At 72.2% G+C, this 11,917-nt stretch carries 10 protein-coding genes; 9 read left to right on the top strand and 1 reads right to left on the bottom strand.

Features of this window, described 5'->3' with window-relative positions; all coding sequences use genetic code 11:
• Nucleotides 1-47: 47 nt before the first annotated feature.
• Nucleotides 48-1,799: a pyruvate dehydrogenase gene (locus tag I003_RS0117670; RefSeq protein WP_027772719.1), complete on the bottom strand. Its 1,752-nt coding sequence runs from the start codon at nucleotides 1,797-1,799 to the stop codon at nucleotides 48-50.
• Nucleotides 1,800-1,967: 168 nt separating this feature from the next.
• On the opposite strand from I003_RS0117670, the gene I003_RS0117665 reads away from it, so the two are divergent.
• The 9 genes from I003_RS0117665 (at nucleotide 1,968) to I003_RS0117625 (ending at nucleotide 11,892) form a co-directional block, all read left to right on the top strand.
• Entirely contained in the window at nucleotides 1,968-3,158 is a 1,191-nt protein-coding gene (locus I003_RS0117665; protein WP_027772718.1) for a thiolase family protein, read from the top strand.
• Between the two features lie 61 nt (nucleotides 3,159-3,219).
• Nucleotides 3,220-4,143 (top strand): LLM class F420-dependent oxidoreductase, encoded by a 924-nt coding sequence (locus I003_RS0117660; protein WP_027772717.1) that lies wholly within the window; start codon nucleotides 3,220-3,222, stop codon nucleotides 4,141-4,143.
• Nucleotides 4,144-4,211: 68 nt separating this feature from the next.
• A complete protein-coding gene (locus I003_RS0117655) occupies nucleotides 4,212-4,901 on the top strand; it encodes a DNA polymerase beta superfamily protein (RefSeq protein ID WP_027772716.1) in 690 nt (229 codons plus the stop codon).
• Nucleotides 4,898-5,068 carry a hypothetical protein gene (locus I003_RS36120; protein ID WP_158689003.1) on the top strand — a complete coding sequence of 57 codons (171 nt, stop codon included), beginning with the start codon at nucleotides 4,898-4,900 and terminating at the stop codon, nucleotides 5,066-5,068. Before I003_RS0117655 ends, I003_RS36120 begins: the two co-directional genes overlap by 4 nt.
• Before the next feature lie 228 nt (nucleotides 5,069-5,296).
• Nucleotides 5,297-6,847, top strand: a complete 1,551-nt coding sequence (locus I003_RS0117645; RefSeq protein ID WP_486584272.1) for an ABC transporter substrate-binding protein — start codon at nucleotides 5,297-5,299, stop codon at nucleotides 6,845-6,847.
• A gap of 59 nt (nucleotides 6,848-6,906) precedes the next feature.
• Nucleotides 6,907-7,848, top strand: coding sequence for an ABC transporter permease (locus I003_RS0117640; RefSeq protein ID WP_486584271.1), 942 nt, complete (start codon nucleotides 6,907-6,909; stop codon nucleotides 7,846-7,848).
• On the top strand, nucleotides 7,848-9,866 hold the full coding sequence (locus I003_RS0117635) for a dipeptide/oligopeptide/nickel ABC transporter permease/ATP-binding protein (RefSeq protein WP_027772713.1): 2,019 nt from the start codon (nucleotides 7,848-7,850) through the stop codon (nucleotides 9,864-9,866). Before I003_RS0117640 ends, I003_RS0117635 begins: the two co-directional genes overlap by 1 nt.
• Nucleotides 9,863-10,966, top strand: coding sequence for an ABC transporter ATP-binding protein (locus I003_RS0117630; protein ID WP_078564126.1), 1,104 nt, complete (start codon nucleotides 9,863-9,865; stop codon nucleotides 10,964-10,966). The genes I003_RS0117635 and I003_RS0117630 overlap by 4 nt, the downstream gene beginning before the upstream one ends.
• Nucleotides 10,963-11,892 (top strand): dihydrodipicolinate synthase family protein, encoded by a 930-nt coding sequence (locus I003_RS0117625; protein WP_027772711.1) that lies wholly within the window; start codon nucleotides 10,963-10,965, stop codon nucleotides 11,890-11,892. Before I003_RS0117630 ends, I003_RS0117625 begins: the two co-directional genes overlap by 4 nt.
• Nucleotides 11,893-11,917 lie beyond the last annotated feature (25 nt).

Genomic DNA, 11,917 nt, shown 5'->3' with positions numbered 1-11,917 from the left:
TACGGACCGGGCCGGCGCCCCGGCCGGCACGGCTGAGAGCCGCGCGGTCAGGGCCGGGGGATGTTGCGGAGGTTGGAGCGGGCCAGGTCGAGCATCGTGCCGACGCCGCCTTCCAGCACCGTGCGCCCGGCGGCCAGCGCGAAGCCGCGCACCTGCTCCAGTGTGATCCGCGACGGGACCGACAGCGCGTTGGAGTCGGTGATCAGCTCGACCAGCGCGGGGCCCTTCGCCGACAGCGCCTCGCGCAGCGCGCCCTCGATCTCGACGGGCTTCTCCACCCGCCAGGCGGGGATTCCCACGCCACGGGCGATGGCCGAGAAGTCGACCTTGCTGTGGTCGGTACCGTACGCGGGCAGGCCGTCGACCAGCATCTCCAGCTTGACCATGCCGAGCGAGGAGTTGTTGAACAGGACGGTCTTGACCGGCAGGTCGTGCTGCTTGACGGTGATCAGCTCACCGAGCAGCATCCCGAGGCCGCCGTCGCCGGACAGCGAGATGACCTGGCGGTCGCGGTCGGCGCTCGCCGCGCCGATGGCGTGCGGGAGGGCGTTGGCCATGGAGCCGTGGGTGAACGAGCCGATGACGCGGCGGCGGCCGTTGGGCGTGAGGTAGCGGGCTGCCCAGACGTTGTTCATGCCGGTGTCGACGGTGAAAACCGCGTCCTCCGCGGCGAGTTGGTCGAGTACCCGGGCGGCGTACTCGGGGTGGATCGGCACGTGCTTGTCGACCTTCGAGGTGTACGCCTCGACGACCCTGGTCAGTGCCCGCTCGTGCTTGCGCAGCGTGGCGTCGAGGAAGCGCCGCTCGTGCTTCTCGCGCAGCAGCGGCTGCAGCGCGTCCAGGGTGGAGGCGACGTCGCCGTGCACGGCGACGTCCAGGGGCGTTCGGCGGCCGAGGCGGGTGGCGTCGATGTCGATCTGGACCATCGCCACGGATCCGGCCTGCGGAAGGAAGGCGTCGTACGGGAAGTCGGTGCCGAGCATGACGACGAGGTCGGCCTCCTGCAGCGCGTCGTAGCAGGCGCCGTAGCCGAGCAGGCCGATCATGCCGACGTCGTACGGGTTGTCGTACTGGATCCACTCCTTGCCGCGCAGGGTGTGCCCGACGGGCGCCTTGACGGTCTCGGCGAGCCGCATGACCTGGGCGTGCGCGCCGCGTACGCCCGCGCCGGCGAAGAGCGTGACGCGGTCGGCGGCGTTGACCGCGTCGGCCAGCTCGCGCACGGTCTGCGGGTCGGGCACGATGCTGGCGGGACGGGCGCAGGGGACGGTGCGTCCGGTGGGGTTGGCCGCCTGCTTGTCGGCGATGTCGCCCGGGAGGACGAGCACGGCGACCTCGTTGGCGCCGACCGCGTGCTGGGCGGCGATCCGGGCGATGCGGGGCATCTGCTCGGGCTGGGAGACCATCTGGCAGTAGCCGGATGCCTGGTCGAAGAGCTTCTCCGGGTGGGTCTCCTGGAAGTAGCCGGTGCCGATCTGGGTGGACGGGATGTGCGACGCGATGGCGATGACGGGGGCGCCGCTGCGCTGCGCGTCGAACAGCCCCTGGATGAGGTGGGTGTTGCCGGGTCCGCAGGAGCCGGCGCAGGCGGCGAGCTGCCCGGTGACCTGGGCCTCGGCGGCGGCGGCGAAGGCGCCGGCCTCCTCGTTCTGCACGTGCACCCACTCGATGGCGCCGCCGCTGCGGCGGATGGCGTCGACGAGCGGGTTGAGGCTGTCCCCGACGACGCCGTAGATGCGCTTCACGCCGTACTGGAGCAGGACCTCCACGAGCTGGTCGGCGACCTTGGCACTGCTCATCGTGCTCTCCTCGCATCGTCTTCGCGGCGTCCGGGAACAACGTGTCCGATCGTAAGCGATCACGGTCGAAGAGGACGGATCACGCCTCGTCGTGCATCCTGGCCGCGGGCACGCCGGGCGGGCTATAGTCCGAAACTAGCACCGCTAGTTTCGATGGGGAGGCCCGCCGTGCGCACCGTCCATTTCGCCGCCGCCCGCCGCACGCCGATCGGGAAGCTGCGCGGCGCGCTCTCCGCCGTACGCCCCGACGACCTCGCCGCGGGGGTGATCCGCGGGCTGCTCGACGGCGTCCCGGCGCTCGACCCCGCCCGTATCGACGACGTCTACTGGGGCGCCGCCAACCAGGCCGGCGAGGACAACCGCAACGTCGCCCGCATGGCCGTCCTCCTCGCCGGCCTGCCCGAGTCCGTTCCCGGCGCCACCCTGAACCGCCTCTGCGCCTCGGGTCTGGAGGCCGTCACGACGGCCGCGCGCGCCATCGCCGCCGGCGAGGCGGACGTGGTGCTCGCCGGCGGCTCGGAGTCGATGAGCCGCGCGCCGTTCGTGCTGCCGCGGCCGGACGAGGCGCTGCCGCGGGCGATGGCCACCGCCGACACCCGGCTCGGCTGGCGGCTGGTCAACCCGCGGATGGGCGAGCTGCACGGGCTCCTCTCCATGGGCGAGACCGCGGAGGAGGTCGCCGAGCGGTACAAGGTGGGGCGGGAGCGGCAGGACGAGTTCGCGCTGCGCAGCCACCGGCGGGCCGCGGCGGCGCGGGCGGCGGGGCACTTCGACGCGGAGCTGCTGCCGGTGGCACCGCCTGCCGGAGGTGCGGCGGTGACGGCGGACGAGTGCATCCGCGAGGACACCTCGACGGAGCAACTGGCCAGGCTGAAGCCCGTGTTCCGAACGGGCGGCACCGTGACCGCGGGCAACTCCTCGCCCATGAACGACGGGGCGGCGGCGCTGTTGCTGGTCAGCGAGGAGGCGCTGGCGTCCCTCGGTCTGGAGTCCCTCGGCCGGTACGCGGCCGGTGCCTCCGCCGGGGTCCACCCGGACGTGATGGGCATCGGCCCGGTGCCGGCGACGCGCAAGGCGCTCGACCGGCTGGGCTGGTCGGTGGCGGACGTCGAGACGGCGGAGCTGAACGAGGCGTTCGCGGCGCAGTCGCTGGCGTGCGTGGACGAACTGGGGCTGGACCCGGAGAGGGTCAACCCCGACGGCGGCGCCCTCGCGCTGGGCCACCCGCTGGGCTGCTCGGGGGCACGGATCCTGACGACGCTGCTGCACCGGATGGCGCGTACGGGTGCGCGGCGAGGGCTGGCGACGATGTGCGTCGGAGTGGGGCAGGGCTCGGCGGTGCTGGTGGAACGGGCCTGAGGAGCGCGGCGCCGCCGTGCCGCGGGAAACCCGCGGGGTGTCCCTGGCGCACAATGGCCCCATGGATCTCCGCATCTTCACAGAACCGCAGCAGGGCGCCTCGTACGACACCCTCCTGACCGTGGCCCGCGCCACCGAGGACCTCGGCTTCGACGCCTTCTTCCGCTCCGACCACTATCTGAAGATGGGCGACGTGAGCGGCCTGCCCGGACCGACGGACGCCTGGGTGACGCTGGCGGGCCTGGCCCGCGAGACGCGCCGGATCCGGCTCGGCACGCTGATGACCGCCGCCACCTTCCGGCTGCCGGGGCCGCTGGCCATCCAGGTGGCGCAGGTGGACCAGATGTCGGGCGGGCGGGTCGAGATGGGCATCGGCGCGGGGTGGTTCGAGGACGAGCACACCGCCTACGGGATCCCCTTCCCGAAGGAGAAGTTCGCCCGGCTGGAGGAGCAGCTCGCGATTGTGACCGGGCTGTGGGGCACACCCACGGGCGACACCTTCAGCTACTCCGGGACGCACTACGAGCTGAAGGACTCCCCCGCGCTGCCGAAGCCCGTGCAGGCGCCGCTGCCGGTGCTGATCGGCGGCATGGGCCCGAAGCGCACCCCGGCGCTGGCCGCCCGCTACGCGGCGGAGTTCAACGTACCGTTCAGCTCGGTGGCCGACACCGAGCGGCAGTTCGCCCGGGTCCGTGAGGCGGCGGAGGCAGCCGGCCGCACGCCGTCCGACCTGGTGTACTCCAACGCCCTCGTCGCCTGCGTCGGCAAGGACGACGCGGAGGTCGCCCGCCGCGCGGAGGCCATCGGCCGGCAGGTGCCGGAGCTGAAGGAGAACGGCCTGGCCGGCACCCCGGCGGAGGTGGTCGAGAAGATCGGCCGCTACGGCGCCGCCGGCTCGCAGCGCTTCTACCTCCAGATCCTCGACCTGTCGGACCTGGACCACCTGGAGCTGATCGCCGCCGAGGTGATGCCGCAGGTCTCGTGACCGGCGGGCGGCGAGCCGGCCCGTAAAACCCCTGGCGGGCGGCGGTCCCGCCCGGCGAGGATGGCCGGGTGGAACGCGGCGGGCTGCTGGTCGAGGAGCACACCATCCTGGCGGTGGTGGCGGGCTCGCGCGCCTTCGGCCTGGCCACGGCGGCGTCCGACACCGACCGGCGCGGGGTGTACGTCGCGCCGACGGAGTGGTTCTGGCGGCTGGAGAAGCCGCCGCCGCACTGGGAGGGGCCGCTGCCCGAGCAGTTCAGCTGGGAGGTGGAGCGCTGCTGCGCGCTCGCGCTCGGCGGGAACCCGAACCTGCTCGAAGTGCTCCACTCCCCGCTGGTCGAGCGCTGCACCCCGCTCGGCGCGGAACTGCGCGAGCTGCGCCCGGCATTCCTGTCCCGTCAGGTCCACCGCACCTTCGGACGGTACGCGTACCGCCAGCTCACCCGGGCCCGCACGCGCCGGGAGCGCACGGGTGAGGTGCGGTGGAAGCACCTGGTCCACCTGCTGCGGCTGCTGCTGAGCGGGGCGGCGCTGCTGCGGACGGGCGAGCTGTGCGTCGACGTCGGCCCGAACCGCGACCGGCTGCTCGCGGTCGGGCGCGGCGAGGTGACCTGGGACGCGGTCACGCAGTGGTCGGCGGAGCTGTCCCGCCGCCTGGACGAGGCGCTGCCGGGGAGCCCGCTCCCGGAGTCCCCGGACCAGGCCCGCGTGGAGTCCTGGCTCGCCTCCGTACGCCACCGCGGTCTGGCCTCCGCGTGAGCGCGGCCCCGAACCCCGCTGTCCTCGGCTCCTCGGGTGCGCTGAAGCCGCTGCTCTCCGGCGTCCTGGACGTGGCGCAGGAACGCGCCGCGCTGCGCCCGGAGGGCGCGCGGAGCCGGGCGAGATCGTCGTTGATGCCCGGCTCCATCAGGGTTGACGCCGCATAACGACTGGCTCCGACCTCTTGACCTGCCTCCCGGGAGACTTCTATGTTCACCGCCAAGAGGTAGAACGTAGGACCTCCCACGACCTCGCTCATCCCCGGGACAGGGGCGGGCGCGGTGACATCCCCTGTTTCCCCTCCTGGAGGCACCGTGAGCGACGTATCACCAGAGCCGGGCGTCGACCGCCGGCGAGTGCTGCAGTACGGCGGGGCGCTGAGCGCCTTCGGCGTCATGGCGCCGGCGCTGGCCGCCTGCTCCGGAGGTCCGGACTCGACCTCCGACACCGGCGGGGGCGGCGGCGGGGACTCCGTCACCGCCGTCATCGGGTACGGCAATGATCAGAGCTGGGACCCGACGCTGACCGCGTCCGCGTTCTCCGTCGCCAGCAACCACCACATCTTCGAAGGGCTGCTCGACACCGACCCCATCACCCGCGAGCCCTACGCCGCGCTGGCGACCGAACCGCCCGCCGACCCCGGCGCCACGACCTGGTCGTTCACCCTGCGCGACGGCGCCACGTTCCACGACGGCAAGCCGGTCACCGCCGACGACGTGGTGTTCACCTTCGACCGGATACTCGACCCCGGGACCCAGACCCTCGCGCACGGGTTCTTCGCCGGCTGGCTGAAGGAGGTCAAGAAGACCGGGGAGAACACCGTCGACCTGGTGCTCGCCTTCCCCTTCCCGGACGGGCTGTCCCGGCTCACCCTGGCGAAGATCCTTCCCCAGCACATCCTGGGCAAGTCCGGTGCCTTCAAGGACCTCGACACCGGTCTGCCCGAGGTCACCGTCGGCTCCGGCCCGTACAAGATGACGGCCAACCAGCCGCTGTCGAACACCTCCTTCGAGGCGTACGCGGAGTACAACGGCCCGCGCAAGGCGAACTTCAAGAAGATGAACTGGCTGTCCATCGTGGACGCCGCACCCCGGGTCGCGAAGATCTCCGGCGGGAGCGCCGGCGCCCAGATCGCCGACAACATCCCGTACGCCAACGTCAAGCAGTTGGAGCAGGACGGCCTCACCGTCGAGGGCGGGGCCGGCATGAACCACATGTTCCTGCTCTTCAACACCGAGCGGGCGCCCTTCGACGACGTACGCGTGCGCCAGGCGCTGCACTACGCCATCGACACCGACAAGATGATCGAGGCCGGTCTGAAGGGCTACGGCAAGGCCGCCAGCTCCTTCCTCGACGAGGGCAACCCCGCGTACCGCGAGGCCAAGACGGTCTACGGCTACGACCCGGACAAGGCCAAGGCGCTGCTGAAGGACGCCGGGGTCAGCGGGCTGAAGGTCACGCTCATGGCGTCGACCGTGAGCTGGATCGCGGACTGCATACCGACGATCAAGGAGTCCTGGGACGCCATCGGCGTGGAGACCACGCTCGATCCGCAGGAGACCTCCGCCCTCTTCACCAAACTGGACCAGAAGGCGAACTACCAGGTCGTCGCCTCCGCGTCGAACCCGAACCAGCTCGGCATCGACCCGGACCTGATCCTCCGTTACAACTACACGGCGGACAACATCTGGATGGGCTACGCCCGCTGGTCCCAGGCGCCCGAGGCCAAGGAGCTGTTCCGGCTCATGGACGCGGCGACGCGCGAGCCCGACCAGGACAGGAAGAAGCAGATGACGCAGGAGTACCTGGACGTCATCGCGGAGAACGCGGTCATCTACCCCGTGGTCCACACCGAGCTGATCACCGCCTGGGACCCCGACGCGATCACCGGGATCCAGCCGCAGCCCTACCCCGGCATCAACCTCCTCAAGGCAAAGCCCGCGTAGGGCGGCACGTCACGGTCAGTCAAGGCTAGGAGCTCACGTACGTGGCCCAGATCGCCAGGATGCTGCTACGCCGCATCGCCCTGCTCGTCCCGCTGATGCTCGGGATCGTGCTGTTCGTCTTCCTCGTCATGCGCTTCTCGGACATCGACCCGGCGGTGGCGCACTTCCAGGGTGCCAACCCCACCGAGCAGCAGCTCGACGACTACCGCGAGGAGCACGGACTCAACGACCCCCTGCCCGTGCGCTACGCCGCCTTCGTCGGCGACCTGCTCAAGGGCGACATGGGTCTCAGCGTGCTCAACGGCCGGCCGGTCATCGACCAGGTGACCACCGCGCTGCCCCTGACCATGCAGCTCACCTTCCTGGGGCTCGCCATCGCCCTCGTGCTGTCGGTGCTCTTCGGGGTCACGGCCGCGATCTACCGCGACCGGATCCCGGACCAGGTGATCCGCGTCGTCTCGCTGGTCGGCGTCGCCGCGCCCGCCTTCTGGGTCGCGCTGCTGCTGATCCAGTACCTGGCGGTGGACCGGGGGTGGTTCCCCTCCGGGGGGTACGTCAACCCGGGCGACTCCTTCACGGGCTGGCTCAAGACCATGACGCTGCCGGCCATCGCGCTGTCGCTGCACGTCGCCGCGCAGCTCACCCGCATCGTCCGCACCGCGGTCGTCGAGGAGCTGGACAAGGACTACGTGCGCACGGCGATCGGCAGCGGACTGCCGCCGGTCGTCGTGGTCGGCCGCAACGTGCTGCGCAACGCGCTGGTCAACCCGCTGACCGTGCTCGGGCTGCGGGTGGGATACCTGCTCGGCGGCGCGGTCGTCATCGAGACGATCTTCTCCCTGCCCGGCATGGGCACGTTGATGATCAACGCGGTGAAGAACGGCGACCCCGCGGTGGTGCAGGGCGTGGTGCTCACCGTCGCGGTCGCCTTCGTCATCGTCAACCTCGTCATCGACATCCTCTATCTGCTGGTCAACCCCCGACTGAGGAGTGCCGCCTGATGCTCGCCACCCTCGGGGGCCGCCAGAAGCTCGCGGAGCGGCTGTCCCGGCCCGGGCTCAGGCTCCGCGGGCTCACCCGGCTGCCCTGGACGTCCCGGATCTCGCTGGGGCTGATAGCCCTGGTCGTGCTCGTCGCGGTGTTCGCGCCGCTGCTCGCCCCGCACGACCCGCTCGACCAGCAGGCCCAGGCCGACGGCACCGGACACCCCTCGGCCGATCACTGGATGGGGCAGGACAGCCTCGGCCGCGACATCCTCAGCAGGCTGATGTACGGGGCCCGCTGGTCGCTGGTCATCGGCCTGGGCGCCACGCTGCTGGCCCTGGTCGCCGGGGCGTTCCTCGGCGCCGTGGCCGCCACCTCCCGCAAGGCGGTGGACGAGTTCGTCATGCGCTGCCTGGACGTCGTCATGGCGTTCCCCGGGATCGCGCTGGCCGCGGTGCTCGTCGCCGTGTTCGGCGGCAGCATCCCGGTGCTGGTGTGCGCCATCGCGTTCCTGTACGTGCCGCCGATCGCGCGGGTCGTACGGGCCAACGTGCTGGACCAGTACGGCGAGGACTACGTGACCGCGGAACGGGTCATCGGGGCGCGTACGCCGCACATCATCGTCAAGCACGTCGCCATCAACTGCGCCGCGCCGATCCTGGTGTTCTGCACCGTGCAGGTCGCCGAGGCGATCGTCTTCGAGGCGTCGCTGTCCTTCATCGGGGCGGGCGTGCGCCCCCCGGACCCCTCCTGGGGCAGTGTCATCGCGGACGGCAAGAACATGGTGCTGCTCGGCGGCTGGTGGGCCACGGTCTTCCCGGGCCTGCTGATGCTGCTGACCGTGCTGGCGCTCAACATCCTCTCCGAGGGCATCTCGGACGCCTGGGCGGCGCCCGCCTCCCGGCGGGCCGAGAGCGTGCCGGTCAAGGACGCGGTCGCCGAGGACCGGATCGAGGCCGCCGCGCCCGGCACCGGCCAGGTGCTGGAGCTGCCCGGACTCGACGAGGCCGCCCGGCGGCTGCGCGAACGGGCCCGGCCGCTGCCCGGCGGCGCGCCGGTACTGTCGGTGAAGGGCCTGGCCATCGGCTTCGACACACGGCACGCGGGCGTGGACATCGTCGACGGCATCAGCTTCGACATCCGTCCCGGTGAAGTCCTCGGCCTCGTCGGCGAGTCGGGCTGCGGCAAGTCGCTGACGGCGCTGACGGTGATGGGCCTGGAGCCGGACGGCGCGCGCGTCCGCGGCAGCGTCGTCTTCGACGGCCGGGAGCTGATCGGCACGCCGATGCGGGTGCGCCGCAAACTGCTCGGGCACGAGATGGCGATGATCTACCAGGACGCGCTCAGCTCGCTCAACCCCGCGATGACGATCCGCGCGCAGCTCAAGCAGTTGATCCGGCGCGGCGGTACGCGCACCGCGGGCGAGCTGCTGGAGCTGGTGGGGCTGGACCCGGAGCGTACGCTGCGCAGCTATCCGCACGAGCTGTCCGGCGGGCAGCGGCAGCGGGTGCTCATCGCCATGGCGCTCTCCCGCAACCCGAAGCTCATCGTCGCCGACGAGCCCACCACCGCGCTCGACGTCACGGTGCAGGCGCAGGTCATCGAGCTGCTGCTGCGGCTGCGCGAGGAGCTGGGCTTCGCGCTCGTCCTCGTCAGCCACGACCTGGCACTGATCTCCGACGTCACCGACCGGGTGGTCGTCATGTACGGCGGGCAGATCGTCGAGACCGGCGTGACCGCCGACCTGGTCGAGGCGCCCGCCCACCACTACACCCGCGGGCTGCTGGGCTCGGTGCTGTCACTGGAGTCCGCCCAGGAGCGGCTGACGCAGATCCGCGGCGTCGTGCCCTCGCCGGCCGACTTCCCCGCCGGCTGCCGGTTCGCCGACCGCTGTCCGATGGCGAGCGGCGCGTGTCTGGAGACCGCGCCCGAACTTCTCGGCGAGGAACGCAGACACGAGGTGGCGTGCCACCACCCGGCGGTCGCCACCGTGGTCACCGCCGCGGGCGAGGCGGAGAAGGAGGCGCTGCGATGAGCGCGAAGGACAGCGGCGGCCCAGCCGGCGAGTCCCCGGCCGGGGGCGGCGGTGCGCCGCCGGCGCTGATCGCCGTACGGGACGCGCACGTGGTGCACCGGGCCCGCACCGGCGGCCTGTTCGCCCGCGACCGGGTGTACGCGCTGACCGGCGCGGACCTGACGATCGCGGCGGGCGAGACGGTCGGCGTGGTCGGCGAGTCCGGCTGCGGCAAGTCGACGCTGGCGAAGGTGCTGGTCGGGGTGCAGCCCCCGACGGCCGGCACGGTGGAGTTCCGGGGCCGCGACATCTGGACGATGGACGGCGGCGAACGGCGCACGGCCATCGGCACCGGCGCGGGCATGATCTTCCAGGACCCGTCGACGGCGCTCAACCGGCGGCTGCCGGTCCGGCAGATCCTCCGCGACCCGCTCGACGTGCACCGCCGCGGCACGTCCGCGCAGCGCACCGAGCGGGTACGGGAGCTGATGGCCCTCGTCGGCCTGCCGCCGGTGCTCGCGGACGCGCTGCCGGGGCAGTTGTCCGGCGGGCAGCGGCAGCGGGTGGCCATCGCCCGTGCCCTGGCGCTGGAGCCGGACCTGGTGGTGGCCGACGAGCCGACGTCGGCGCTCGACGTGTCCGTGCGCGCCCAGATCCTCAATCTGCTGCTCGATCTGAAGGAGCGGCTGAACCTGGCGCTGGTGTTCGTCTCGCACGACATCCAGACGGTGCGGCGGATGAGCGACCGCGTCATCACCATGTACCTGGGCCGGATCGTGGAGGAGGCGCCGGCGGTGGCGCTGGGTTCCGGCGGTGACGCCCCCGGGGACCGCGGCACGGACACCGCCCGGCACCCGTACACGCGGGCGCTGTTCTCGGCGACCCCGGGGCTGCTCGACCCCATCGACCCGATCCCGCTCGTCGGCCCCGTGCCCTCGGCGACCCGGCCGCCGAGCGGCTGCCCGTTCCGTACCCGGTGCTGGAAGGCCACGGAGGAGTGCGCCGCGGCCATGCCGGAGGTCACGCAGGCGGCACACGCCCACCGGTTCCGCTGCCACCATCCGGTGGCCGCCGCGGAGAGCACCCGCGATCTCGTGATCCAAGCGAAGGAGAACGCATGACCCGTCCCACCCACCTGACCGGCGTCGTACCGCCTGTCTGTACCCCCCTGACGCCGGATGCCGAGGTGGACACCGCCTCGCTGATCAGGCTGGTGGACTTCCTCGTGGCGGGGGGCGTCGACGGGCTCTTCGTGCTCGGCTCGTCCTCGGAGGCGGCCTACCTCAGGGACGAGCAGCGCAGGGCCGTGGTGGACACGGTGGTACGGCACGTCGGCGGCCAACTGCCCGTGCTCGCCGGCGCGATCGACATGACGACGCCGCGCGTGCTCGACCACGCCCGCAGCGCGCTCGACGCCGGCGCGGACGCGCTCGTCGTCACCGCGCCGTTCTACACCCGTACCCACCCGGCGGAGGTCGACCGGCACTACCGCGAGGTCGCCGGCCGCACCGGCGCGCCGGTCTACGCCTACGACCTGCCCGCGTCGGTGCACACCAAGCTCGGACCCGACCTGGTGCTCCGGCTCGCCGCGGACGGGGTGCTGGCCGGGCTGAAGGACTCCAGCGGCGACGAGACGGGGCTGCGCCGCGTCGTCGTCGGCGTACGGGACGAGGTCGCCGGCTTCTCGGCGCTGACGGGGTCCGAGACGATGGTGGACAGCGCGCTGGCGATGGGCGCCCACGGCGTCGTCCCGGGCCTCGGCAACGTCGACCCGCACGGGTACGTGCGGCTGTACCGCAGTGCGCGGGAGGGCGACTGGGTGTCGGCCCGTGCCGAGCAAGAGCGGCTGCTCGCGCTCTTCGGGATGGTCGGGAGCGGCGATCCGGCGCGGATGGGCATGAGTTCGTCGGCCCTGGGCGCGTTCAAGGCGGCCCTGCATCTGCGCGGGGTCATCGACTGCCCGGCGACGATGGTGCCGCAGATCCCGCTGGACGCCGAGGAGGTGGGGCGGGTGGAGAAGCACCTCGCCGCGGCGGGGCTGCACTGACGCGGCGCAGACGCCGTACGGCGCC

Source organism: Streptomyces sp. CNQ329, from assembly GCF_000482585.1.
Note: the sequence above shows the minus strand (reverse complement) of the source record. Positions and strands in the feature narration are given on the sequence as shown.

What these genes read in the sequence shown, in the direction of transcription:
- I003_RS0117670 (WP_027772719.1), bottom strand. Translation starts at nt 1,799, where the DNA reads ATGAGCAGTGCCAAGGTCGCCGACCAGCTCGTGGAGGTCCTGCTCCAG.
- I003_RS0117660 (WP_027772717.1), top strand. Translation starts at nt 3,220, where the DNA reads ATGGATCTCCGCATCTTCACAGAACCGCAGCAGGGCGCCTCGTACGAC.
- I003_RS0117645 (WP_486584272.1), top strand. Translation starts at nt 5,297, where the DNA reads ATGGCGCCGGCGCTGGCCGCCTGCTCCGGAGGTCCGGACTCGACCTCC.
- I003_RS0117640 (WP_486584271.1), top strand. Translation starts at nt 6,907, where the DNA reads ATGCTGCTACGCCGCATCGCCCTGCTCGTCCCGCTGATGCTCGGGATC.
- I003_RS0117635 (WP_027772713.1), top strand. Translation starts at nt 7,848, where the DNA reads ATGCTCGCCACCCTCGGGGGCCGCCAGAAGCTCGCGGAGCGGCTGTCC.
- I003_RS0117630 (WP_078564126.1), top strand. Translation starts at nt 9,863, where the DNA reads ATGAGCGCGAAGGACAGCGGCGGCCCAGCCGGCGAGTCCCCGGCCGGG.
- I003_RS0117625 (WP_027772711.1), top strand. Translation starts at nt 10,963, where the DNA reads ATGACCCGTCCCACCCACCTGACCGGCGTCGTACCGCCTGTCTGTACC.